General features: G+C 60.1%; 20 protein-coding genes and 5 pseudogenes. 15 read left to right on the forward strand and 10 right to left on the reverse strand.

What is annotated here, in order from left to right; all coding sequences use genetic code 11:
* Together BN32_RS00005 and BN32_RS25780 are read right to left on the reverse strand one after the other, a co-directional pair.
* Positions 1-265: pseudogene (locus tag BN32_RS00005) on the reverse strand (oleate hydratase); the annotation flags it as partial.
* Positions 266-275: 10 nt separating this feature from the next.
* A pseudogene (locus BN32_RS25780) lies at positions 276-1,023 on the reverse strand (IS5 family transposase).
* Between the two features lie 442 nt (positions 1,024-1,465).
* On the opposite strand from BN32_RS25780, the gene BN32_RS26605 reads away from it, so the two are divergent.
* The 8 genes and pseudogenes from BN32_RS26605 to BN32_RS26610 all read left to right on the forward strand — a co-directional run bounded on the left by BN32_RS26605 (position 1,466) and on the right by BN32_RS26610 (position 8,098).
* Positions 1,466-1,717 carry a hypothetical protein gene (locus BN32_RS26605; RefSeq protein WP_152343731.1) on the forward strand — a complete coding sequence of 84 codons (252 nt, stop codon included), beginning with the start codon at positions 1,466-1,468 and terminating at the stop codon, positions 1,715-1,717.
* A 98-nt stretch (positions 1,718-1,815) separates the two neighbouring features.
* Positions 1,816-1,986, forward strand: a pseudogene (locus BN32_RS00020) (transposase); the annotation flags it as partial.
* Positions 1,987-2,328: 342 nt separating this feature from the next.
* Positions 2,329-3,518, forward strand: a pseudogene (locus BN32_RS00025) (ISL3 family transposase); the annotation flags it as partial.
* A gap of 283 nt (positions 3,519-3,801) precedes the next feature.
* Entirely contained in the window at positions 3,802-5,094 is a 1,293-nt protein-coding gene (locus BN32_RS00030; protein WP_019200244.1) for a hypothetical protein, read from the forward strand.
* A gap of 377 nt (positions 5,095-5,471) precedes the next feature.
* A pseudogene (locus tag BN32_RS25785) lies at positions 5,472-5,600 on the forward strand (sigma factor-like helix-turn-helix DNA-binding protein); the annotation flags it as partial.
* Positions 5,597-6,238, forward strand: a complete 642-nt coding sequence (locus BN32_RS00035) for an NrsF family protein (protein ID WP_019200246.1) — start codon at positions 5,597-5,599, stop codon at positions 6,236-6,238. The pseudogene BN32_RS25785 and the gene BN32_RS00035, both read left to right, overlap by 4 nt.
* Before the next feature lie 114 nt (positions 6,239-6,352).
* Complete coding sequence (locus tag BN32_RS27430; RefSeq protein ID WP_082773470.1) at positions 6,353-6,622, forward strand: hypothetical protein; 270 nt, start codon at positions 6,353-6,355, stop codon at positions 6,620-6,622.
* A 600-nt stretch (positions 6,623-7,222) separates the two neighbouring features.
* Complete coding sequence (locus BN32_RS26610) at positions 7,223-8,098, forward strand: hypothetical protein (RefSeq protein WP_152343732.1); 876 nt, start codon at positions 7,223-7,225, stop codon at positions 8,096-8,098.
* 6 nt (positions 8,099-8,104) lie between these two features.
* On the opposite strand, the gene BN32_RS00050 is transcribed toward BN32_RS26610, so the two are convergent.
* Entirely contained in the window at positions 8,105-8,584 is a 480-nt protein-coding gene (locus BN32_RS00050; RefSeq protein ID WP_019200250.1) for a MerR family transcriptional regulator, read from the reverse strand.
* A gap of 65 nt (positions 8,585-8,649) precedes the next feature.
* Between BN32_RS00050 and BN32_RS27455 the strand changes: the two genes are divergently transcribed.
* The 3 genes from BN32_RS27455 to BN32_RS28020 are packed head-to-tail and all read left to right on the forward strand — an operon-like array spanning position 8,650 to position 11,182.
* On the forward strand, positions 8,650-9,471 hold the full coding sequence (locus BN32_RS27455) for a heavy-metal-associated domain-containing protein (RefSeq protein WP_244438064.1): 822 nt from the start codon (positions 8,650-8,652) through the stop codon (positions 9,469-9,471).
* 8 nt (positions 9,472-9,479) lie between these two features.
* Positions 9,480-10,286 (forward strand): HAD-IC family P-type ATPase, encoded by an 807-nt coding sequence (locus BN32_RS28010; RefSeq protein WP_283805247.1) that lies wholly within the window; start codon positions 9,480-9,482, stop codon positions 10,284-10,286.
* Positions 10,287-10,306: 20 nt separating this feature from the next.
* A complete protein-coding gene (locus BN32_RS28020) occupies positions 10,307-11,182 on the forward strand; it encodes a heavy metal translocating P-type ATPase (protein ID WP_283805236.1) in 876 nt (291 codons plus the stop codon).
* Between the two features lie 442 nt (positions 11,183-11,624).
* Here BN32_RS28020 and BN32_RS27460 read toward each other — a convergent pair whose 3' ends face one another.
* Positions 11,625-11,765, reverse strand: coding sequence for a hypothetical protein (locus BN32_RS27460; RefSeq protein ID WP_244438175.1), 141 nt, complete (start codon positions 11,763-11,765; stop codon positions 11,625-11,627).
* On the opposite strand from BN32_RS27460, the gene BN32_RS27465 reads away from it, so the two are divergent.
* From BN32_RS27465 to BN32_RS00075, 4 genes are all read left to right on the forward strand, one after another.
* Positions 11,712-12,050: a sigma factor-like helix-turn-helix DNA-binding protein gene (locus BN32_RS27465; protein WP_244438142.1), complete on the forward strand. Its 339-nt coding sequence runs from the start codon at positions 11,712-11,714 to the stop codon at positions 12,048-12,050. The genes BN32_RS27460 and BN32_RS27465 overlap by 54 nt on opposite strands.
* A 164-nt stretch (positions 12,051-12,214) precedes the next feature.
* A complete protein-coding gene (locus BN32_RS00065; protein ID WP_156946927.1) occupies positions 12,215-12,652 on the forward strand; it encodes a hypothetical protein in 438 nt (145 codons plus the stop codon).
* A 115-nt stretch (positions 12,653-12,767) separates the two neighbouring features.
* On the forward strand, positions 12,768-14,624 hold the full coding sequence (locus tag BN32_RS00070) for a DUF3141 domain-containing protein (RefSeq protein WP_019200253.1): 1,857 nt from the start codon (positions 12,768-12,770) through the stop codon (positions 14,622-14,624).
* 290 nt (positions 14,625-14,914) lie between these two features.
* Positions 14,915-15,337, forward strand: coding sequence for a hypothetical protein (locus BN32_RS00075; protein WP_019200254.1), 423 nt, complete (start codon positions 14,915-14,917; stop codon positions 15,335-15,337).
* A gap of 169 nt (positions 15,338-15,506) precedes the next feature.
* Here the strand turns inward: BN32_RS00075 and BN32_RS00080 are convergent, their stop codons facing one another.
* From BN32_RS00080 to BN32_RS00105, 6 genes are all read right to left on the reverse strand, one after another.
* Entirely contained in the window at positions 15,507-16,790 is a 1,284-nt protein-coding gene (locus BN32_RS00080) for an MgtC/SapB family protein (RefSeq protein ID WP_051488423.1), read from the reverse strand.
* Between the two features lie 314 nt (positions 16,791-17,104).
* Complete coding sequence (locus tag BN32_RS00085; protein ID WP_040425260.1) at positions 17,105-18,634, reverse strand: thymidine phosphorylase family protein; 1,530 nt, start codon at positions 18,632-18,634, stop codon at positions 17,105-17,107.
* On the reverse strand, positions 18,631-19,989 hold the full coding sequence (locus BN32_RS00090) for an MBL fold metallo-hydrolase RNA specificity domain-containing protein (protein WP_019198838.1): 1,359 nt from the start codon (positions 19,987-19,989) through the stop codon (positions 18,631-18,633). Before BN32_RS00090 ends, BN32_RS00085 begins: the two co-directional genes overlap by 4 nt.
* Before the next feature lie 8 nt (positions 19,990-19,997).
* Positions 19,998-22,367, reverse strand: a complete 2,370-nt coding sequence (locus BN32_RS00095; RefSeq protein WP_019198837.1) for a phosphoketolase family protein — start codon at positions 22,365-22,367, stop codon at positions 19,998-20,000.
* A 130-nt stretch (positions 22,368-22,497) separates the two neighbouring features.
* Positions 22,498-22,803: a hypothetical protein gene (locus BN32_RS00100; RefSeq protein WP_152343707.1), complete on the reverse strand. Its 306-nt coding sequence runs from the start codon at positions 22,801-22,803 to the stop codon at positions 22,498-22,500.
* Between the two features lie 27 nt (positions 22,804-22,830).
* Positions 22,831-23,826 carry a ribose-phosphate pyrophosphokinase gene (locus BN32_RS00105; RefSeq protein ID WP_019198835.1) on the reverse strand — a complete coding sequence of 332 codons (996 nt, stop codon included), beginning with the start codon at positions 23,824-23,826 and terminating at the stop codon, positions 22,831-22,833.
* Positions 23,827-23,851: the final 25 nt, after the last annotated feature.

Below are 23,851 nucleotides of genomic sequence, written 5' to 3' on the forward strand. Positions count from 1 at the left end.
CAAGTCATCAAGGGACGGACGATTGCATCGTATTGATTGTAAACGGTTCGCTTCACGCCGCCGAGCGTTTCGATACGCGGAAACTCGTTTATGAAGCGATGAAGATAGCGCTTCAGTTCGACGGCGCTGTGCCAAGGCTGAAAAGCGAAGGTCGTTTGCCACATATACCAGAAGTTCGTCTGAAAAATGATGGAGACAGCCAATCCGTGATATGGCTCTTGCCGAGTTTTTCCTCCGAAGCTTCAGACAATCTAACTAGGGTCAGGACTCATTGATCAGAGCCAAAAGATGACGGCGGCTGCGATGCAAATAGCAGACATGAAGGTATGGGCACATCTGTCGTAACGGGTATGGATGCGCCTCCAATCTTTGATCCTTCCGAACATGTTTTCGATCTTGTGTCGTTGGCGATAGAGCAAACGATCAAGTTCAATGGGCGTCTTGCGGTTTGACTTCGACGGGATGCATGCCGTGCGCGGCGAGAGCCTGGCGGAACTAGTCGGCGTCATAGCCCTTGTCGCCGAGCAACTGCTTCGCGGGCGGCAGCGCGTTGATCATCAGAGCCGCGCCTTTGAAATCGCTCATCTGGCCTTCGCTGAGCAGCAGGATGACGGGACGTCCCTGACCATCACATACGGCGTGCAGCTTCGAGTTCAGACCGCCCTAGGTGCGCCCGATACGTCAGAGAACAGGCCCTTTTTTTAAAGACTTGCGGCGGTGCGATGGGCCTTTAGATGGGTGGCGTCGATCATCAGCCGGGATGGGTTGCCGGCCTTGCGCACCAGTTCGGCAAAGATTTTGTTGAAGACGCCGAGGCGGCTCCAGCGCACAAACCGGTTGTAGATCGTCTTGTGCGGCCCATACGCACGCGGCGCATCGCGCCAGCGCAGACCGTTCCTGATGACGAAGACGATGCCGCTGATGACCCGCCGGTCATCAACCCTCGCAACCCCCGTGCGACAAAGGAAAATACGGTTCGATCCGGCGCATCTGCGCCTCGGTGAGCAGAAACAAATCGGACATCACGGTGCCTCCCAGCGACACCAATGAATCAGCCGACACGCCTCTTCGCAAGAAAATTAACGGGTCCTGAACCTAGGTGCTGGATTCGAGGTCGCATCAGATATTCGGCAGCCGCGATGGCCATCACTGCAACAGCAGTCCAGACCCATCGCGGCGTTGATCCCAGGTTCATGGCAAAGGCTCCCAACTTATTGGACTTCGCAACGATTCCCGCCGGGCCGCGCTGGACCGTTCGTTGTTGTCCAACGGTTCGGTAAGATTGATGATGGTCTTCTGCCACAATACCAGAAACGTCAAAAAGGAAACCTTACCGAAATTGCTTTACCTTAGCGAATGACTTTTGCCGCATCTCCCAACGTTCGGCCGTCTTGAGGCAGATCAATTCGCTCGATTGATTCGCTCATATTCTCACCTCGCAAATGAAATGTTGAGGAGGATGACTATGCCCGTTTTTCTCATATCAGCAGTGTCGGCGGTCGTTCTCGCCATCGGTTCAATGTTCATTCTCGATCAGTTGGTGCAGCGAAACGCCGATCAAGCCTTCGGTGCATCGGCGAGCGTCCGACTTCCCAGCCACGGCAATACCCATAATCTGGTCGGACGCGACTGGTATTCGGCGAAAGATCATGGATGGAGTGACGAGATCCCGACAGCTAACTCGCCCCTCTCGGCACCCCCCGTGGCCTCGAAATAGCGCCAAGCGCAAATGGTGGTGATCTGAGGCCGCCAAATTGGACCATTTTTGGTTAGAGCTTTTCGCGCCGATTTCCCGGCTGGGAGGAGTGAAGGACGATGAAGGCCTCAAAGTTTTCGCAAGCCCAGAAAGCGTTTATTTTGAAGCAAGGTGCGGACGGGATGCCGGTTGCGGACATCTGTCGCAAGGCGGGGATCGGCCCGGCGACGTATTTCAATTGGAAGAAGAAGTATGACGGGCTGCTGCCGACCGAGATGCGACGGCTCAAGCCGCAAGGTCAAGGAAGAGCGTGATCTCCTCAACGCGGTCCGCACCGAACTGCCCCAATCGAGGGTCGCCGCGGCCGAAGCCCAAGCGAACGAGACCCTCCGCTCGCGAGCTCGAGGGGAGGGGAATACTCGCATGGTCTTTACACCGACCGCACCTTCTAACCAGCCGTAACCGCTGTAGAGACATTGGGCGATGGTTGGGGAAGGCTGCGGGGGTCTATTGGAGGCGCCACAATGTCAATCGGCCCCTTAATTGTGTTTCGGCATGGAATAAGGGCTCTGACTCATATCTGATGATATTTTCTGCTGAGCTTGCGGTTCTCCAACGAGGGAATCAGAAACATGCGAGCCGGTATTCGAATCTCGTCGTTTGTGCCGAGTGGGTTGGTTATCGAGAGCGTAAGTGGTTCATCTGACTAGACTATTTTAGCTGTCCGATCGAAAGCGGTGATGGCCGAGTGCCCGCTGTGCGGGACGGCGTCGCGCCGAATTCATAGCCGATACGCCAGACAAGTCGCGGACCTGCCCTGCGCGGGTAGGCAGATACGTCTGTGGGTGATCGCGCGACGGTTCCTGTGCGAGATTCCGCATTGTCGTCGGAGAATTTTCGCCGAGCGGTTCGGTCAGGATGTCGTCCCGGTGCGGTCACGCCGAACAGCCAGGTTGGAATGCATCGTCCATCATCTGGGCCTGGCGCTCGGTGGAGACCAGCGGCAAGCTTCGCCAAGCGATTGATGCTGCCGGTGAGCAATGACACTCTGCTGCGGGTTGTCCGGCGACGCGCCCGCCTGCGGGCCGAGCCTCTGGTCGTCGCCGGCATTGATGATTGGGCCTTCCGGAACAACCATTGCTACGGAACAATCGTTTGCGATCTGGAGCGACGGCGGATCGTGAGGTTGCTGCTCAATCGCGAGATTGCAACGGTGCAGGCTTGGCTTTCCGACCATCCCGGGATCAAAATAAGTATCGCGCGATCGTGGCGGCGGCTATGGCGAGGCTGCCGCAAAGGCGCTGCCTGAGGTCATCCAGGTTGCCGATCGCTGGCACCTGATGGAAAACGCGAGCGCAGCCTTCCTCGGTGCCGTGCGCCGGTCGATGCGCGTGATCTGTACGGCAATCGGCGCTACGATGATCAATCCAGAGTTGCTCACCTGTGCGGAACGACTGCAATATACGGCTATCTGCGGCGCGAGGAGACCAACGCCGCGATCATGGCGCTCGTCAAGGATGGCGTGCCGCTTAAGGAGATCGTCCGTCGAACCGGGTACAGCCGTAAACTCACTCGTCAGGTCAGTCGAGGCGAGAGCACGGATATCTTCCGAACGCGGCAGAGCACGCTCAACGCGCACTTACCCTTCATCGATGCCCAATGGGCTACGGGCTGCCGTAACGGCGCGGAGCTCTGGCGTCGTCTGCAGGCTCACGGCTTCCGAGGCTCGTTACGTGTCGTCAGCGAATGGACGACACGGCGGCGACGTGCGGAGAAGCGACTGCGCGATCGACGCGGCAAAAGCGCCAGACTGATCAGACGCGGCGTAGCTCTGTGCTTCGCGATGAGAAGCTTTTTCCGCCCCCTCAACCCGGTTGCTATCAGCATTGAGCCACGATGGAAGCTTTCAACATAGGCAAGGGAGTGATAAGCCTACATTGCGAAATTCCCTGACAGCTGGCCCAGCATCGGTCTCGATGACGAGGAATTGCGTGTTTAATTCCGCAACGGCATGACAAGGGCATGGGACATGGGCTTAGGTTGGTGCCGCAGGCGAACCCAAGAGTGATTTCGACCCCCTTCGGTGCTGCGGAAACGGCAAGGGCATGAGTGAGCAAGAGTACACGCGCACAGTAACACCGGCCCAGGCGCCATGGGACCGGCTCAACCAAGGTTGCTTCTGCATCACGCTCGACAGAGCGGTCCTCGGTCAGGCTTTCGAACGGGAGACGGGCGACGCTGCCTTCCGCACAACTCTGCTAGAGACGCGCCCTCACCTATTCTCAAACGTGGCTGTCTTCGTCTCGACCCAGATGTTCGAGCAGATGCTGAGGGTCGTGCGGTCGATCGAGCTTGTATCTGGCCGGCCCGCCTATCGCGACGCTGTCCTCGCCTGGGCGCCTGACATAGCGCGTTATGATCCAGGCCCCCTCGGCGCGTTCATGGGGTACGACTTCCACATTGCGATGGACGGTCCAAAGCTGATCGAGGTTAATACCAACGCTGGCGGAGCCTTTCTCACAGCTCCGCTCGCGCGAGCGCAACGGAACTGCTGCCAGGAAGCTCGGCAGACACGCGGCCGTTCCGACGCCGATCAGTTCGAACCGGCTGTGCTGCACATGTTTCAAGCGGAGTGGTCACGGCAGGGGCGCTCTGGGAGCCTGAAGCGAGTTGCCATTGTCGACGACGATCCCAGGGCTCAGTACCTTCACCCTGAATTCGTTCTAGCTCAGCGCTTCTTCGAACGACATGGGATTGAGGCCGTCGTCGTCGATGGACGGCATCTTCTCTACGATCAGGGCATCCTTCGGTTTGCGAGCCGCCCCATCGACCTTGTCTATAATCGCCTCGTCGACTTCGCGCTTGTGCAGCCCCAGCATGTGGCGCTCAGGTCGGCTTATCTGGACGGTGCGGTCGTCGTCACTCCGAACCCGCGGGCCCACGCTCTTTTTGCCGACAAGCGCAACCTTACCTTGCTCTCCGATCCCGAAAAGCTTCGGCAATTCGGCGTCGGACCGGAAGAAATTGGAGCTCTCGCGACGGGCGTTCCGCGAACGATAACAGTCACGCCCGACAACGCAGATGAGCTATGGACGAGCAGGAAGCGCCTTTTTTTCAAGCCCGCCGGCGGTCACGGCAGCAAGGCCGCGTATCGAGGTGACAAGCTCACGAGATCCGTGTGGGCTCAGATCAGGACGGATAGCTATGTCGCCCAGGCTCTTGCGGCGCCAGGCGAACGAGTAGTCAGAGTCGACAAATCATCCGAGCTTCTGAAGGCGGACGTACGGCTTTACACATATGGGGGCGGTCTGCTTCTGGCCGCGGCTCGACTTTACCAGGGCCAGACGACCAACCTTAGAACGCCGGGAGGCGGCTTCTCGCCCGTATTCACAGTTTGATCGGTAGGTGACGTGCTGAAACGGCTTTAGCCCAGCGTTCCAACTCCCTCATGCAGCTCCCTGACGTTCCCCGCCTCGTTCAAAGCTGCCCGGATCGCCCCGCTTTTGTCGCCGCCCGCCATAAGGCGCGGGAGAAGTACGCTCACGAAATCGACACTGCCGACTTAGTCGCGGCCGTCACACTGTGGACTGCTGCTCTGAGGTGACATGCGAACTGAGATGGATCCGACGAGGCTTCCGTATCCGAGTTTGAGACATATTCTTGGTTTTGACCGGCGATATGCGGCCATCGCCTTCCGCTGGCGCCGAGATCGCGACAAGGCCGATTATTTTCTCCCAGGTGGGACGTTTGCGCTCCTCGACCGGAGCTCCGCGAGCAATTGGACGGACACAGCATAGCTGAAGCAGCAGACCGATGCGGTATCTCGGAATTGGCTGTAAAGGTGAACATTCACCGTGGGCTCAAGGCACTGGCTGCCTTGATTGCCCGGGAAGCCGGAACATGAAAACAGACGATCTGGTTGCCATGCTGAGTGCGAGCGTCGAGCCGGTCGGTCGTCGATTGGTCGTACGGACGATTTGCATTGCCGTAGTGGCCGCGTCAGTGTTCGCGCTCGGCATCATCCTAATCGGGCCGGGCATCCGGCCGGATCTGACGACAGCTCGCGCCTTCACGTTCCTGTTGCTGAAGCTTGTGTTCACAGTTGTGATTGTCGGCGTGGCGTTGATCTATCTCACAAGGTTGGCGCGCCCAGGCGGAGAGCAAAAAACCCCTTCGATTATGGCTGCAATGCCGTTCATCGTGATTGTGTTGCTTGCCGCAATCAGCCTCGGATTCGCGCCGCGCTCGCATTGGGATGCAATGATTGTCGGGGATCAATGGCTTGAATGCCTTTTTTCTATTCCGATCACCGCTATCGTGCCGTTTGCCATTACCATTTGGGCGGTGCGAAGCGCCGCACCCACAAATCTCGTCCGCACAGGTGCCATCGCCGGCCTCATTTCTGGTGGCGTCAGTGCAATGGCTTATGCGCTTCATTGCACCGATGATTCATTGCCGTTTGTTGCGGTCTGGTACGGCGGCACGATTGCGCTGTGCACGTTAGCAGGCGCAGCACTGGGACCGCGCCTATTGCGCTGGTGAAGGACCTTTGTGCAGGCAGCTTCACGTCAGCGTGAGCCTGTAACCGGCAGACGATTGGCTCCGAACTCATTCTTAGAAGCGCACTTCACGCGTTTCTAAGAATGGAGCCGGACAATGTTAACGAAACACCTTCTCAAGATCGCACTTTCGTTGCCGCTGGTGGCAACAGCTGCAACCGCCCACGCGGGCTCGACAATCACCGACAAGAGCTATTGGCCAAATGAAGCGAGGCCGGCCCCCGTACATAGCAGAATTGGCACCGCTCAGAGCGGACCGCGTGATGCGTTCGCATCCAGCAGAATGACGCCAAGTTCCCAGATCGTGCCGATGGCTAACGACGGTGGAAGCCTTCCCCGCTATCACGGCGGACCGAAGTTCCAGTGATACCCGCACGAATGATGCGCGTCGTTCAACTCGCGTATCATTTTGATTCTATCATTTGCGACCGTGCTCATCGTCCCAGTTTTGATTCGGTTCCTAACTGGATCGTGAAGTTTGGGGTGTCGCCTTGTTTCTGGCTAACCAGATTTCCGAATAGAATCGCGCGATGGTTTTCAGTCCGTTAGGCTAGGGCGGGTCAGGTATCCAGCGAGACTGAGGCCCCCGAACATTGGCTTGAAACGTATCCCGGATACGTTTATATATTTGATACTATGGGCCAAAAAGACCGATCAGATCGATACAGGACAATGGGAGGCGGCGCCGGATTAGTGCGCGTCGAAATTTTGGTGCCGGCCGAAGCACGAACTGGCATTTTGGAGGAGGCTCGGAAGTTGCGCGCGCAATTCCGAGAGAAAAAGGAACTGTCGTCGGAAGCCATTGCGCTTCACGCGGAAGCCCTCGCGCGGTTTAAAGCCCGATGTTTTTGGAATTCCAATCCGCCGAGGACGCGAGATGGCCTTGAGGCCGTTTGTCAGCAACTCCGGACCTACGGAGACATGAATGCGTGGCGTCTTGCCGCCAAGATCCGCGGAGTTCTGAGCAATGCCCATTGATGATTTTCAGAAAGAGGTCATCAAGACGATCATGCCTCTACGGTCACCGGGAAGCACATTTGCCGGTGGCAGCGTCTTGCAAAGACACGGATTTAGGCTGTCGGATGATCAAGATCTTTTTCATTCAGATGACGCGGATATCGCTTCTATCGCCGGGAAAGACATCGACGCGCTGAGAAGTGCTGGGTTCGACGTCGAGGTTCAGCGGCCTCTTGAAGGGCTTTTTGAGGCGTCCGTTTCCCGTGAGGGTGAAGGAATCACGCGGATACAGTGGGTACAATCGGGGTCGTGGAATTTCTTCACGCCGGTACCTGATGAGATGTTCGGATGGCGGCTGCACATGGCGGACCTCGCTGTGAACAAGGCGCTTGCTGCGGGCGGACGTCGACAAGTGCGAGATTATGTCGATCTGGCGCTGATTCATCAGCACATGCTTCCACTGTGGCATGCTTGCTGGGCGGCGCCCGGAAAGGACGAGTCCTGGTCTCCACTGTCGTTGGTTGAAAAGATTGCTGCCACGAGTGGATTCCGACAGGCGGATATTGATGCCGGCGTGCTGACCAGCGTCCCGGTTACCGCCGCAGCGATTTCGGGCACGGTCCGAGCAGCCATCGAGCAGGCACGCGACATATTTCAACGACTTCCGCCCGAGCACGCCGGCAAATTGTTTGTCGACGACAACGGTGGAATTGTCAGTGACGTCGACCGTATTCTTGCTGGACGGGTTAATCTTGTTGAGACCAAAAAGGGCGGAGCGTGGCCATCGTCTGCGGAAATTGATCGTGCGCTGATTGAGCGTGTTGTGGAAGAGTTCGGATGGGAAGGCGTTGCGGAGCCGAGCTATGATCCCTTCGGCCGGAAATGACGCTTATTAGTGAATTGGAGGCTGTTGAATAGTGCCCGACCGGCCAGAAGCAGCTCTTAGTGAATCGCTCTGAGCACGGTTAGTTGGTGCTAGTGCCTCAATGATACGGCAATCGGCGATCGTGCCGCGACCGCATTGGTTGATAATGCTGTCGAGTTCAGCTCTCAACGCCTTCAAATCCTCGATCTTACGGCTGACGTCGGCCAGATGCGCGCGCGCGATCACATCGACCGCCTCGCAAGAGTGACGTTTCTGGTCCGATAGACCAAGGAGTGCACGAACCTTATCGAGGGTGAAGCCGAGATCGCGGGCCCGCCGAATGAAGCTGAGCCGGCCCAGATGTTCGGGTGCATACGCCCGAAAATTGCCGCTCGTACGAAACGGGGCCGGTAGGAGGCCGATAAGTTCGTAATAGCGGATCGTCTCAACCTTCGTATTGGTGGCCCGCGCGAGATCGCCGATCCTGAGCTTTTCTGTTCGCTGCATCGCTTGACCCTCTAGTGACTACAGGGTCTATATAACTGTCGCGTCGAAAAAATCGAGGTGACACGATGCCGGCACAGGTGGACCGAGACCAGCAAGATCAAGCGCGGGTCTCCCGATTCAAGGTCAAAGGCCTTGATTGCCAAAATGAGGTTCGGGCTCTCAAGGCTGCGGTTGGTCCGTTGGTCGGCGGCGAGGAACGACTCTCTTTCGATACCAAAGTTGGCCGAATGGATGTGGCATCGCAGTCCCTCGCCTCAGCAGAGGCGATCAGGGAGGCGGTCGCGTCCACCGGTATGGTGGCGGAGCTGTGGTCCGATGACAGCCACACGACGGCGATAAGTCAGACCCCGGCGAACACGCCGTGCACGAGCTGTGCGAGTGATGCGCTAACGTTGCCTGAACGTGTGGGGGTGTCCGAGCAGGTGGTGTTCAAAGTCCACGGAATGGACTGCGGCGACGAGGTGGCTGCCCTCAAGCGAGAGGTTGGCCCGGTCGTCGGGGGCGAGGACAAGCTCGTATTCGATCTCGTGAACGGACGTATGTCCGTTCTAGGCCGTGCGGGCGGGTTGCCGGTCGAGCAGATCGAAAAGGCCGTGCGTCGAACGGGTATGATGGCCGAGCTGTGGCAAGAAGGGGCGACTTCAGACGCCACAATCGCCGACGAGCGCCGCCGTCGCACGCAAACTCTGCTAACCACTGCGAGCGGGATACTTGCCGCGGCTGGTCTGGGTTACACGTGTCCCTCGGCGGTGGCATCGGCGCAGCCGAGGCGACCGGCGGTACACCTTTGCTGGCCATTGCAGCCTACGCTCTCTCGATTCTTTGTGCCGTTCGCTACGTGGCTCCCAAAGCCATGCTATCGGCGCGACGTCTGCGGCCTGACATAAACTTGCTCATGGTCGTGGCAGTGGCTGGTGCGATTGGCATCGGCGAGTGGTTTGAGGCGGCGGCGGTTTCATTCTTCTTCGCACTGGCTTTGGCGCTCGAGGCGTGGAGTTTGGGGCGGGCGCGGCGGGCGGTTGCGGCACTCATGGAGCTGGCCTCGACTATCGCTCGTGTTCGTCACTCTGATGGGAACGAGACAGAAGTCACGGCTGGCGATGTTGAAGTCGGTGCACACATCGTCGTGCGTCCCGGTGACAAAATTCCACTCGACGGTTTGGTCTTTGCCGGCGAAAGCGAGGTGAAGCAAGCTCCGATCACGGGAGAAAGTGTCCCTGTGCCCGTCGAGCCCGGCAAGGAAGTCTTTGCTGGAACGATCAACAGCGAGGGAGCCCTTGAAATTCAAACGACCAAGGCTGCACAAGATACGACTCTCGCTCGTATCATCCGGATGGTCGGGTCGGCCCAGAGTCGGCGAGCCCTGAGTGAAAAATGGGTCGAGCGGTTCGCTCGAATTTACACACCTGCGGTCATGGTGCTCGCATTGGCGGTATTCCTAGCGCCGTCTCTCGTTTTTGGTGGGGTGTGGGAGCCGTGGTTCTATCGCGCGCTGGTGCTGCTTGTGATCGCCTGCCCCTGCGCGCTCGTCATCTCTACCCCGGTGACGATTGTGGCGGCGCTTGCAGGCGCGGCTAAACAGGGTGTGTTGATTAAGGGCGGTGTGCACCTCGAAACTCCCGCCAAGCTGAAGGCGATTGCCACGGACAAGACCGGCACCTTGACTGAGGGCCGCCCAAGGTTGTCGAGCTTGTCCCGTTAGGCAACCACACCGAAGCTCAGTTGCTGGAGTTCGCGACCGCGCTGGAGGCGCGAAGCGAGCATCCTCTTGCTCGTGCGATCCTTGACGAAGCGAGACAGCATAGCGTCAATCTTGTCCCTGCGGATTCCGTGCAGGCGGTGCGCGGCAAGGGCGTGATCGGCCGGATTGGCGGTCGCGAGGCATGGCTTGGATCCCGGAGCTATTTGGAGGAGCGTGCAAAGACGGCGGCGACGCCGGACGTCCTGCTTTCGGCAGATCGGATTGCGGGTGCCGGGCGCACCGTCGTCGCAGTGGGCGACGAAAATTCCGTGTGGGGCTTGATAGCAATCGCAGATGCGGTCCGTCCGCAGGCGAAGCTAGTCGTGGCAGCGCTCCACGCGGTGGGAGTTGAACACGTCGTCATGCTCACCGGCGACAATCGCGCGACGGCGGAGGTGATTGCCCGTGAAACCGGTGTGGATGAGGTTAGGGCTGAGCTTCTTCCCGAAGATAAGGTCGCCGCCATCGAGCGGCTCGTCGGAGAATTTCACAAAGTGGGTGGTGCCGTCGCTATGATCGGCGATGGTGTCAATGACGCGCCGGCAATGGCACGCGCCGATCTTGGTATTGCGATGGGGGCGATCGGCTCCGATGCGGCGATCGAGACCGCAGACGTCGCTTTGATGTCGGACGATCTCTCGAAGTTACCCTGGTTGATCCAACATTCGAAAGCAACGCTCTCCATCATCCGGCAAAACATCGGGTTCTCACTCGTGGTGAAGTTGTTATTCACGGGCTTGACGATCGCGGGCTTCGCGTCGCTCTGGGGCGCTATCGCCGCGGATGTAGGCGCATCGCTCCTCGTCGTGCTGAACGGACTTCGTCTACTCACTCATGGTCAGCCACACACGTCCTAGTCGTTCCGCCCAATGGCGCGTTATCCGAGCGGCATCGATGCTAGGCCGCACGGCGGACTGAAGAGCGATGCTTGATCTGCATTAAAGAATGTCAGCGGTCGAAATCGTAAGTTTTATTCCTGTCTGGTGCTGTTAGACGCAGTTCGGGACTGCGTCTTAATCTTGCTTGGAAAGACTTGGCTAGACGATGACAACAAAGCGCGGGTCCGACGACCGGCGTCCGGAAGATGACGCGGAAGGCCGGGAGGCCGCGAAACCAGCCGACGCCGCTGTGCGACGTGCGCTTGTCGAGGCGCGTGAGGAATTTCTCGCTTTTTTACATCACCGATTGGGCAGTCGGGACGAGGCGGAAGAACTCCTACACCGTTTCTCGCTCCGGGCGCTTGAACATGCTTGGCAGTTGCGAGATGTCCGCGCGGTCCGCGGATGGCTCGGGCGCATACTAGCGACGACACTCGTCGATCATCAGCGCCGAGTCACCAGACGTCGCCGTCAGGAGGTCGACATGGAGCGGACCGATGTTGAGAATTTGGCAATCGAGCCAGATCGAGAAACTGACGAAGCCGTCTGCAACTGCCTTCATAAGCTGCTGCCGACGCTCAAGGCAGAATATGCTGATGTCGTTTGGCGCTCCGACATTCTTGGCGAGCCCCGTGATCGGATAGCTGCCAGCTTGGGTGCAACACTCAACAACATCGCGGTCCGACTTCACAGAGGACGACAAGCGCTGCGGAAGAGGCTAGAGGAGATGTGTCTGACCTGTCCAGTGCATGGTTTCCTCGACTGTCGCTGCGAGGAGACCGAACGCATTCGCCAACTAACTCGACGCGTCGCTGACAATACCAAAGCTCCGTCTGAAGACGGGTGAGTACAATGGAGAAGAAAGACTTTGGGTGATGTCGATGAGGTCGCATGCGCCGTCCATTGTATGGCATAGCGCGTCCCGAGCCCGAAAGGACACCAACAGGACTAGGTGAACGCTGTGTAAGTCAGAATCCGGCTGTTGCAACAGAAATGATGAAGGAGAATACAATGGCAACCAAAAACGGCCCACCAATTAGCTTGGATCGCATGAACGCTGTGCTGGCGTGGTGGGGACTATCGGGCACGGACGGTGCCGGCAAGCTCGACGGTCAGTTCAAGCGCTTTCAGGTCTTCACGTCCGATCTTCAGAAGGCCTATGGTGAGACATACGGCGCTCAGATGAGTGCCTTCCTTGGTGCCAATGCGCGAATCGGGCGCTCGCTTCTCGAACTCATCCAGTGCCGGCAACCGCAGGATGTGATTGCCGCAGAATCGAGCGTCATGGCGGCTATCTTGGATGAGGCGTGGCTACAGATGAAGACGTGGCTCGAACTCTCGCAAAGAGTCCAGGAATACTGCGTGACCATGGCGCGCGAGACTGCGGACGAGATCCGGCAGCAGGCAATCAAAGCCGCTGACCCCGAACGCAGCGGCAAGGCTTTGTAGTTGCATACTGGGCGGCCGAGCTTCTCGCTGGGGTCGTGTCGAGAGCTCTACATACGGCTGGTATGTCGTCCTGATCTTCGACTCGCTGTTCAAATTCTTCGAAAATGAGGATCAGATGATGGAGATGACGATGCCGGAAGCGAAATCTGGTTCCGCGCTGGTTGACGTGCCGAAGGCTACACCAAGTAGGCCGTCGGCTTTTCAACAGCGTGTTGTGGCGACCGCTACGGCAAATGACGTGAAACCTGTCGGCGAAGCGTATCCAGTCCCACCGATTGAGATCATGCATAATCCCCTAGCCTATCAGCGGGATTTCTTCGAGCGATCTATTTTATTCTGGGATACACTGCGCCGGCGCGCCAACAACATGATCGCGCACGAGCGTGCTGGCATGCCGCCGCTTCTCGACTTCGATTATGAGACACTGGTCGATGCCCGCCATTTTGAACGGCCTGTCAACTACGCCCTCCTGCGGATAACCCGGATTGGCGACGATTGCATCGAGGATTGCGTCGATCCGGCGAAGCCGCCTGTCGTCATTGTCGACCCTCGAGCGGGCCAAGGACCAGGCATCGGCGGCTTGAAGCGCGATTCCGAGGTTGGGATGGCCATGCATGAGGGCTATCCAGTATATTTCGTTTCCTTCTTCCCTGAACCCTGCGCGGGCCAGACCTTGGCCGATGTACTGCATGCGCTCAGACGTTTCGTCGAAGACGTAGTCAAGCGCCATCCCGGCAAGCCTCCGGTGCTCTATGGCAACTGTCAGGCCGGCTGGGCGGTCACCTTGCTCTCGGCGGACTGCGAAGGTTTGATTGGGCCAGCCGTGCTCAACGGCTCTCCACTCTCCTACTGGGCGGGAGACCCCGGGGTGAATCCCATGCGGATCGCCGGCGGGCTGCTCGGCGGCGTCTGGTCCGCCCATCTTCTTGCCGATCTTAACGACGGCCGCTTGGACGGTGCGTGGCTGGCCCTCAATTTCGAGAATCTTCAGCCCGAAGCCGTCTGGGAGAAATACGCTAACCTGTTCACGCATGTCGATACGGAACGGGAGCGCTTCCTCGAGTTCGAGCGATGGTGGAATGGCTTCTATTTTCTCAGCCGGGAAGAGATTGTCGCCATCGTCGAGAACCTCTTTATCGGCAATCGCCTTGAGGAGGGCAAGATGCGGATCTGCGAGGGGTGCGTCGCTGACCTTCGGCGCATTCGCAATCCGCTGGTGATCTTCGCTTCCTATGGCGACAACATCACTCCGCCGCATCAAGCGCTTGGCTGGATCCCGGTCGTGTACAAGGATACCGGCGATCTCAAGGCCGCCGGCCAGCGTATCGTCTATCTGACGAACCCCCATGCTGGCCACCTCGGCATTTTCGTGTCGGCCAAGGTCGCGCGATTCGAACATCGCGCGATACTCGAAAGCCTCGGCGAGATTGAGACCCTCGCTCCCGGTCTCTACGAGATGAAGATCGACAATCCGACCGACAACCCCGACTGCCACAAGCCGGAATACTCGGTCCGTTTCGAAGAGCGGCGCGTCGAAGATCTGCGGCTCGAGACGCCGCGGGCGGCATTCGAGCAGGTTCGCCATTTGTCGGAGGTGAACGAGCAATTCTACAAGACGATGATCAGCCCGTTCGTGCGCATGGCTTCCAATCCCTGGACGGCGGCCGCGCTCGAGTGGTTGCACCCTATGCGCACGAGCCGCTACCTGCTTTCGGAATCCTTCAGTCCGTGGATGCACGGCGTCGCCGCGCTCGCGCGTCTGATTGAGCCCCGCCGCCAGCCGCTGCCGGTGGGCGATGCCGATCTTCGTCGCGAACGGGAAGCGATCGGGCGGGTCTCCGAATCGATCGAAGACGGGCGCAAGCAGCGCGACGCGGCGGAGGAGCAGATATTCCGAATGCTTTACGATGGTCCCAAGTCTGCACGGCCGGCAGCGCCACCAGCGACCGAATTGCATCGTAATGGTCAGTGACAAGGCGCTTTCAGCGTCAGAGTCCCTGCCGCAAGACAATCGATTTGACGACTCGGCATGGTGGCGCCGGCCCATTAGTATTTTACATCAGAGTTTTCTGGCGACCCAACAATACTGGCACAATGCAACCGCCATGCGTTAGCTGCGTTGAATCCGTCACGGTCGTGGCCAGGCCAGCAGAGCCAGAAGCGAACCGGGCCGGCGACGGCGGTGATCAATAGTCAGCCTAGGGCCAAGCGCAGATACACCCTGCTGAATCTCAGGGCTGCCGCAATGGAAGGAAGCACTCCATGGACTCCGGCAAAAACCCCCTCAGCGGTGCTCTGATATTTGCGCTCGGCGTCCTCACCTTGGGAACGGCGATATATTTCCTGGCTCTGCGCCCGCCACTTCTGCCGGAAGACATCCGACATTCCGGAATCGATATTGCGACCTTGCCACCGGCATTTTTCGACTGGCTCGGCGTCGTGTTCAGGAGCTGGGGCGGTTTCATCGCCGGCTTTGGGATCGTGCTGCTGGGTATCGGCACCTTCATGCTGACAGGGCGCACGCGATGGCTTTCCTGGGCAACTGCGGCTGGCGTTCTCGTTGCCTTCGGACGTTTCGTTTACGGCAACACCATCCTGAGTTCGGACTTCCTTTGGTTCATCGCGATCCTCTTCCTCCTGGCAGCGGGCTCGGCTCTGTCCCTGCTGTTGAGGCACAGGCGATGAGGGCGCAGGATGGGCGGACCGGACCTGTGAAAGTGCAAGCAGCCTGAATGGGCTTTCCGACAAGTCGGGATCGCGAACGCGATACCCTCGCGAGGCTGTCGTCTTCCGGACGCTCGGCAATGCGGGCAATTCAGGACTGGGCAAATGGGGCGCTCGAAATCTTCTGGGCTCAGTTTCCCAGAACACCGGGCATACCCAGCCATTCGAAGTGCGGTAACGTAACGAACGCCACAAGGCCGAGGACACCGGCCATAGCCGTGGCCCCGGCCAGCGGTAGCCAGAAGCGAACCGGCCCGGCGACGATAGCGACCGACAACCGGCCTAGTGCGTTCGTCGTGAGTGCGAGAAGCACTGCATGCCCGACTGCCTCTACGGTCGCCTGTTGCCCGATGAGCCGCAGCGCGCTGAGCACCGCAACGTCGACATCGAACATACCCGAGACGGCGGAAGTCGCCACCATTCCACTGCTGCTTCCGACCGAGAACGCAGCGCTCACCGTGGAAACGACCGCGAAAAGCCCCGCGAACAGGGCCAACGGGCCCAGTTCGAAAGGGTTGCGTGGTGGTTGTGTCGCTTCGCCGGAGATGGCATGGCGCGACAGGAAGAGAATGCCGCAGAGTGTAAAGCCTCCGATCGCCGCCAGAATGGCCAAGCCCACAACGCCCAGTACGGACGGCGCGACAATTGCAACAATCGCGGTGACCCGAATCAGGGATACGGTTGCAGCTAGAGTAGCCGCCCCCGCCAGCGGCCATTGATTTGCGCCGGTCTTAGCGCTTCGTGCCAACGCCAACGTCACTGCGGTGGACGAGATGACCGCTCCCGCGAGACCGCTCACCAAGACACCTCGAGTTGTACCGAACGCCCGAACGGCAATATAGCCAAGGAAAGAAATGGCTGCCGTCAACACGGTGAAGAGCCAGACCTGCTGAGGATTGAAGCCGCCCCAGGGATCGATGGCGCGGTTGGGCAGCAGCGGGAGGATGATTGCTGTCATCACGGCAAGCACCAGTGCAGAACGAAGTTCGATCCAGGAAATTCGCTTGAGAAGTCCGTGCAGAAGATCGCGACTGGCTAGAACAGTAGCGAGCGCAGTTCCGGCGGCGGCAGCAGCGCGATGGTCTCCGACTACGGCGAGAGCACCCAGCGCAAATACGCTGAGCCCGGCGACGACGTCGGTCACACTATAGTTCTGATCATGGATGGATTCACGCGCCTTATACCACGCGAATACGGCGGTAAAGCCAAGAAACCCTGCGATGAGCACTGAGGGCGCGCTCAGGCTGACGGCAAGCGCCGCGACGATGCCACCGAGCAATCCCGCGATGCTGTACGTTCGGATGCCAGCGGTGCGGCCACCGTCCGGGGTTTCCCTCTCGCGCCAGCCGCGCTCGAGCCCAACAAGCAATCCAATCGCCAGAGCTAGGCCAAGTCGAGGGATCAGGGAATCCACGTCGTGCACCGTGTCAGAAAAGCTTGGGTTCGGTTGCAATCCACTGACGCGGGAGAGGTTGGTCCTCCGGCTGCATGGCGAGCGTCGCATATGCGCAAGGCTTTGTTTCCTTCTAGCGCGACAAGACTTGTATGACCAGAAGACGAGTATTTACTATCTACATCAGTCCGACACTAGCGAAGCACGGCGGCGATCGAGGTTTTCATGTGTGCTTGATCACCTTGTGCAGCGCATCGTTGAGCCGATAGAAATGATGCCAAGGCACTGCCACGACGCCGGCGAGAACGATGCGATTGAACCCACCCACAATCGCCTCATGGTTCGACCTTGACGATATCGCCGGACCGGGCAGCATATTCGAGAGCATAAGCGAGTTCGCCGCGCGTCTCGGCATGGACATGAAGCATTGGCTGGCCCTTATCAATTTCGTGGCCCAGCCGCACGTTCATGCGAACACCGGCAGCCTTAGCCTCGGGCGCTCCGGCGAGTTTGGCAAGGCGGGCGAGCTTTCGGTTGTCGATATGGACGATACGTCCTGCGTGTGGCGCTACAAGCGGGTGGACGTTGGACGCGTTCGGGGGCGTACGCATTCCGCCCTGCGCCTCGCAGATGGCCTTGAACTTCGTCCAGGCTAGACCCTCGGCAAGCGTTTTAAGCGCCAGCCGAGTCCCTTCACCCTTTTCAGCTTTTCTGCCGATTTCGAGTGCTGCGCCCGCAAGCGCTGCGGCGCGCCTCCTAAGGTCGTCCGGTGCACCGTTGGCATTTTGAAGAACAGCCAGGACGTCGAGAGCCTCAAGGGCCGGCCCGATGCCCCAGCCGACCGGCTGCGACCCATCGGTCTGGAGACATGTCACGGTCAGGCCAAAGCGTGCTGCGACCGCCCCCATGCGCTCGGCGAGGTGACCAGCGACCTCCTCGCTGCGAACCTTGGCGGTCGGGCCGACAGGGATATCGATCACCACATGGGTCGAGCCAGCGGAAATCTTCTTCGACAGCACGGACGCAATGAGCTGGCCTTCCGTATCGACGTCGAGCTCACGCTCGACGCGCAGGAAGATGTCGTCGGCGGGACTGAGATGCACTGCGCCACCCCAGGCGATGCAGCCACCCTCTGCCTCCACGACACGCCTGAGCGTCGCAATGTCGAGGTCGACTGGAGCGAGCGTCTCCATCGTGTCGGCCGTACCTGCTGGCGAGGTTATCGCGCGCGAGGAGGTCTTGGGCATGATAAGGCCATGCGCCGCAACGATGGCGACAATAATCGGCGTGGTGCGATTGCCCGGCAGGCCGCCGATGCAGTGCTTATCGACGACGATCGGGGCATCCCAGGTCATGCGATCACCGACCTCAACCATCGCGCCAGTGAGGTCGGCGGTCTCCTCCTCGTCCAGAGGTAGCGCGGCGCTCGCCGTCAGGAAAGCGGCAAGATGCACGTCGGTGTATCGGCCGGCGACGACGTCATTGATGATCGCCGCAAAGGCGGATGCGTCGAGGCGGTTGCCGTAGATACGTCGGCGGACGCTTGCCAACGATTCGATTGTGGGGGCGTGTGTGACTTTGACAGCCTCGCCGTTAGCAACGCCGAGGATTGTCCAAGCGGTCTCCGAAAGCGCAATCTCGTCGAGCGCGATTAATTCGTCGCCCTCAACCTGGAAGAGGGTTGCCTGCACTTGCCGGCTGCCGGCCGAAACGAGGATCTGCGCGCGCGCGGCAAGACCCTCCGATCGGCAGACATGGCAGTCTGTGCGCATGATGACAACCGCCTGATGCTGGGTGTGGAGGCCAAGACGCTTGGCGCGGAGCGTCGGCTGTGCGACCGCGTCGTTCGGTTCGAGGGCGGTCATAGATCGAACGCCTGATCCTGACGGGGAACGGTCGCGTTCCACCCGAGATCCTTGTCGATGCGAACGCGCAGCGCCTCAGCCGCTTCGAGCTCTCCATGCACGATGAAGACACGCGAGGGTCTGTGACGGAAGCCCGAGAGCCAGCGCATCAGTTCGTTGGCGTCGGCATGAGCCGAGAGCATCGCCAGATCGTCGACCTCCGCCCGAACCGGAATCCATTCGCCGTGGATACTGATCTCCCTAGCACCCTGTAACATCGCTCGCCCTCGCGTCCCGGCGGCTTGGAAACCGGAGAACAGGACCGTGTTTTTGTGATCAGGCGCGAATGCCTTCAGATGATGGAGCACGCGGCCGCCGGTCGCCATGCCGCTCGCCGAGATCACCACCTTGGGATAGCGGCTGGCGGTGATCGCCTTGGAACTCTCGACGTCTCTCGTGTAAGTCGCGATTCCGCAGATCGCGCCGCAGACTTCCGGCGTGAGGCGGTGATCAGCACGGTGCGCATGAAGCAAGTCGGTCGCGTCGATCGCCATGGGGCTGTCAAGATAGATCGGAATGTTCAACAGTCTGCCGGCGGTCCTCAGTTTCCACAGATGATAGAGCAGCGACTGTGCGCGGCCGACGGCGAAAGCGGGGATCACGACGGTGCCGCCGCGTTGGACTGTGCGCTTGATCACCGCCCCGAGAACCTCGGTGGTGTCGCTCTGTTCGTGAATGCGATTGCCGTAGGTGGATTCGATGACAATGAAGTCGGCTTCCGAAACTGGCTCGGGATCGGGCATCACCGGATCGTCGTAACGTCCGAGATCGCCGGAGAAGGCAACGCGGCGGCCGGCCCATTCGATATCGGCGGTTGCGGCGCCCAGGATGTGCCCGGCACGACGGAATGTCAGCGTCGCGCCGCCCGGAAGCGGAACGGTCTCACCGAAGGGGACGGGCGAAAAGAACTCAAGCGCACGTTCCGCGTCGCGAATGCCGTAGAGTGGCAAGGCCGGCTTGTGCTTCGAGAATCCCTTGCGGTTGGCGTATTCGGCATCCTTCTCCTGAAGATAACCGCTGTCTTTAAGGATCAGCTCGGCCACATCGCGGGTGGCGTCGGTTGCGAAGATGCGGCCTCGAAAGCCGGCGCGCACAAGCTTGGGCAGATAGCCAGAATGGTCGAGATGGGCGTGGGTCAAGACAACAGCATCAATGCTGGAAGGCTCGACCGGCAATGGCGCCCAGTTCAGCTCGCGCAAATTCTTCAGGCCCTGGAATAGGCCGCAGTCGATCAGAATGCGCTTTCCGCCGTGAGAGAGAAGATGTTTCGAGCCGGTGACGGTTCCTGCACCGCCGAGTGAGGTAAGTGTAAGCATGATGGCCTTCAGATCGAGGGTTGGAAAAGATCAGCCGGGTCGCCCCGTCCGTCGATGGCGTCGCGTTCGGTGGGTGTGAGAAATTCGTCGCGCGGCCGCCCGGCAAGCGGGGCCGCTGCATCAATCAGGTGAGCCCAAGAGCAGCGATTGGCGAACAGCATGCCTGCGACGTCGAGCGTGCCACCGCGGCTAATGTAGCCGCGTGCGATCGTCCGTGTCGGGCCGCCGTCCAGCCGGCGCAACAGGCCGAGCATCGGCTCGGGCCGCGTATGGGTGACGATCACGCGGGGAAGCTGCGGGGGAAACAACGCGGCAAGATCATTGTCGCTCGCAGTGAAGGCGGCCTCAATCGAATCGCGCGGCGCACGGAAGCGACCCGGCTCCGCCATTGCCGTCACAAGGGCTTTGAGGCCGCGAGCCGTGAGGCGTCGCGACGCCTTGAGCGCCTCCTCAAGCTGATAGGCTCCAATCGCCACCAGTTGCAGGTCGGCTTCGCCGGGATTGCCGTCGATATGTGCCGCGCCCAAGGTCACGAACCGGCCTGCCGTCGCGCCATCGAGCCGGTGCGGCATGTCGCGCTTCGACACGATGAGGCAGGCTACCTGGCCACGCCCTTCGTAGACCGAACGGAGCGCCGCCATGGCACTGTTGGCATCGACAGGAAACATAACACGGGCGGTGTCCGACATTTCGCCGAGCAATGCCTCACCGATCGTCGGATCCTGATGCGACTGCTCGTTCTTGGAGTTCTCCCAAGTATGGGAGGTTACGACGAGGGGAACCGAAATCCAGCCGGGTTCCTGGCCGACCTCGTGCCGCCGCCGGGCGAAGACGATCTCTTGGCGCAGACCTCCGAGCATCTTCATGGCGAAGGCTTCGTAGCTGACAATCAGGTTGATCCCGCCCTTGTTGGCGAGCGCCGCACCCGCCACGGCTTCCTCGTTCAGCGCGGTGATGACGGCCCCGTTCACCGCCTCCGCTACGCCGGGTTCCAACGTGTTGACGCGATGCCGCAGTCGATCGAGGGTCGCGCCCATGTGGTTGGAGCGCAACTCGTCGGGGTTGCCGACCCGTGGCCGCAAGCCCGGATTGGCGTCGACGACACGCACGAACCAGCGATCGAGCGCGTGCATGGCGCAATCGGGCGGCTCGCCCGCGCGAGTCCATTCGGGGTCGGGAAGCCGAGGTGGTGGCGGCCGGCGGATCGCCAGTGGATGCCTGCTTTCGGGTGATCGATTTTGCTGGTCGTGGATGGCAAGTGCGTTCACCGCGCGGCCGATCTCTTCGGGTGACACAAAGAGCGTGGCACAAGCCTCGTTGAACGCGCGTCGCGCCCCTTCGTTTCGGGACGGATTTCCATCGATCGGGAGGTTATGCGCGGCATTGGTGCCGGCGCCCGGAAAGCCGAACCCTTTGACCGTCTCGGCGATCACATAGGGAATGGGCGCGGGATAGCTGTGGTCGGCATCGGCGGCGAAGCGTTCAAGACGCTCCTCGGCGGTAAGGATCGCCCAGACGAAGGCGGCCGGGTCGCGGCCGTCCACGGTGAAGGGATCGAAGCCATTGTGGCGAAGATGGGCTGCGAGCCAGTCGGAACCGCCCTGCTGGGCGATCTGCGCGCGCTCCTCAATGCGGCGTCCGTTGAGGATCATGACGGGGATCGCAAGGCCGGAATCCTCGGCTCGCCACCAGCGGGGCGTCCAGTCGGAGCCACGCTGCTCCTCGAATGCACCGTCGCTCAGGAAGGCGACGAGCGTTTCTCCCGGAAGCGGCATATGCAGATATTGAACTTCTGCGAAGCCAAGATAGCCTCCCTCGGAGATCGCGCCGGCAGTGTTGGGACCCGTATGGCTCCCGAGCGGGACCGCGGCGCTGCCCTCCGCATCGATCGCATAGGAATAGAAGTCGGCGGCGAGCCGTGAGAGCCCTTCCTCAGTGCGGTTGTAGCGGCCCTTTTGAGCCGGCGAGACGTCACCGGTTAGCGCGTTGATGGCCTCGATCGCTGCGACGCAATGACCTTGGCCCATCAGCCAGGAGCGAGTCGTTGCGGTGATCGTGTTGGCGGCGAGATAGCCGACGAAGGCCGGAACAATATTGAGTGAACCACCGGTATGGCCTTCGGGCGTTGATTTGAAGGCGTCGGCCGGCAATGGGGCGCCGGATAGATCGACCCGGCGGGCATAGGTCATATGGACGACGGTCCACATCGCCGCACAGGCCAGGCGATCAGCGGCGGCGAGTAGGCTGTAGAGCCTGTCGGCATCAAGCGGCGTGGATGCTGCTAAGCCGGCAATCCGATCGGCTGTTTCAGCGCTGTGTTGAATCGGTCCGTAACCCTTCCGCCATTGCTCGAATGCCGCCGATTTCAATCCGCTCATGCTTCCTGCCCACGCTTATGTGATTGTGTTCCGTGTCCGGGCATTCCGCCTAGGCGACGTCGCAGGTGACACCACTTGGCCGGGGCGAATGATTGCTGGCAGGATTGCGCCGTGGCTCGTATCAGGTCGTCTAGAAGAGGACCCTGAAAACGAGCACGGCTGCCAGCCCAGCCAGGACAAGCCAACACGACCAGTGGAGCGCCTTCATCCAGACGACTTCCGGTCGCCCAAGATCGCGTTCGGTCGCGTGTTTGTCGTACATGCCCCAGCCATGCATCAGGGCTCCTGCGACCAGCACGAATAGAGCTAAATCGGCGATGTAGGGCGCCGCCATCGCCCCCAGCCCAAGGCCGAGAAGGCCGGCGCCGAAGGATGACGCCAGTTCTGCCCGCTTCAAACGAGAATTGGATGCCGCAACGGGGTCGCCTTGCTTCACTTGCCGTTCTCCGGAGGGGCTTCGGCATCATCGTCCGGCCGTCCATGGCGGAGGATCGCTGGCCGGGAAGGAGTCCATGCCTGCTCGCTCAACCTCATCCAGCGGTTCCGGTGGCCGACGGTGACGGATCAAGTCCTCCTCGGCTTTATCCGCGAATGCGATGGCTGACGCAATCAGCGGCGCGAGGGGAATGGCATTGCTCGGATGCGGAACACTGTCGCTGGAGACGATCCTCTGCGCGACGGCCTGAAGACGCTCGTAGGCGTCGTCCGCGAGGACGCCGTGGACTACTGCGCAGATCGGCCGTGGCAGCCCCTGAAGTGGCAATTGCCGGGCCGCCTCGATCATCGTGCGGCCGGAGGAAGCGATGTCGTCAACGAGAACCGGTTGCCGCCCACGCCATTCCGAAAGATCGGGGAGTTCGATGTCGACGCTGCGGTCGCCGTGCCTGATCTTGCGCAGAACGACATGGGGTGCGCCGATACGTGCTGCAATGGCCGAGACCCACTGGTTGCTTTCCTCATCCGGCCCGATGACGAAAGGTTTTTCCACTTCCGCCGCGATCCAGTTGGCGAGAAGCGGCGCGGCATGAAGCGTCTCGGTTGGGATCGTGTAGAGCGCGGAAAGAGTGGGATAGCGATGAAGGTGCGGGTCGATCGTCACCAGTCGGTCGAAGGTCGAAGAAACGAGGCGGGCGAAGGTCTTTGACGTCACCGCTTCGCCGGTCAGAAAGCGACGATCTTGCCGCATATAGGCGAGATAAGGTGCAATGAGCGTGACCTCGCGCGCGCCGAGCGACCGGGCCGCATCGGCTGCGAAAACGAGACGCAGGAACCCGTCGTCCGGTCGCGCCAGTGTACAGACGAGATCGACGCGTCGGTCCGCGACATCGGATAGAATCCGCACATAGGTTTCGCCGTCAGGAAAACGGCGCGTCTCGATCTCACCAAGCTCCCATCCTCCGGTTTTTGCCAGATGGCGGGCGAAGGTCTCGTTTCCGGGTAGGGGCAGAATCATGCGCATGAACGTTTGCTCGTTTGATCCGGCG

The organism is Afipia birgiae 34632 (assembly GCF_000308295.2).
In the GTDB taxonomy this organism is placed as follows: domain Bacteria; phylum Pseudomonadota; class Alphaproteobacteria; order Rhizobiales; family Xanthobacteraceae; genus Afipia; species Afipia birgiae.

Coding starts and splice junctions, on each gene's coding strand:
- BN32_RS26605 (WP_152343731.1), top strand. CDS start 1,466: ATGCCCGTTTTTCTCATATCAGCAGTGTCGGCGGTCGTTCTCGCCATC.
- BN32_RS00030 (WP_019200244.1), top strand. CDS start 3,802: ATGAGTGAGCAAGAGTACACGCGCACAGTAACACCGGCCCAGGCGCCA.
- BN32_RS00035 (WP_019200246.1), top strand. CDS start 5,597: ATGAAAACAGACGATCTGGTTGCCATGCTGAGTGCGAGCGTCGAGCCG.
- BN32_RS27430 (WP_082773470.1), top strand. CDS start 6,353: ATGTTAACGAAACACCTTCTCAAGATCGCACTTTCGTTGCCGCTGGTG.
- BN32_RS26610 (WP_152343732.1), top strand. CDS start 7,223: ATGCCCATTGATGATTTTCAGAAAGAGGTCATCAAGACGATCATGCCT.
- BN32_RS00050 (WP_019200250.1), bottom strand. CDS start 8,584: ATGCAGCGAACAGAAAAGCTCAGGATCGGCGATCTCGCGCGGGCCACC.
- BN32_RS27455 (WP_244438064.1), top strand. CDS start 8,650: ATGCCGGCACAGGTGGACCGAGACCAGCAAGATCAAGCGCGGGTCTCC.
- BN32_RS28010 (WP_283805247.1), top strand. CDS start 9,480: ATGGTCGTGGCAGTGGCTGGTGCGATTGGCATCGGCGAGTGGTTTGAG.
- BN32_RS27460 (WP_244438175.1), bottom strand. CDS start 11,765: ATGAAGGCAGTTGCAGACGGCTTCGTCAGTTTCTCGATCTGGCTCGAT.
- BN32_RS00065 (WP_156946927.1), top strand. CDS start 12,215: ATGGCAACCAAAAACGGCCCACCAATTAGCTTGGATCGCATGAACGCT.
- BN32_RS00070 (WP_019200253.1), top strand. CDS start 12,768: ATGATGGAGATGACGATGCCGGAAGCGAAATCTGGTTCCGCGCTGGTT.
- BN32_RS00075 (WP_019200254.1), top strand. CDS start 14,915: ATGGACTCCGGCAAAAACCCCCTCAGCGGTGCTCTGATATTTGCGCTC.
- BN32_RS00085 (WP_040425260.1), bottom strand. CDS start 18,634: ATGACCGCCCTCGAACCGAACGACGCGGTCGCACAGCCGACGCTCCGC.
- BN32_RS00090 (WP_019198838.1), bottom strand. CDS start 19,989: ATGCTTACACTTACCTCACTCGGCGGTGCAGGAACCGTCACCGGCTCG.
- BN32_RS00095 (WP_019198837.1), bottom strand. CDS start 22,367: ATGAGCGGATTGAAATCGGCGGCATTCGAGCAATGGCGGAAGGGTTAC.
- BN32_RS00105 (WP_019198835.1), bottom strand. CDS start 23,826: ATGCGCATGATTCTGCCCCTACCCGGAAACGAGACCTTCGCCCGCCAT.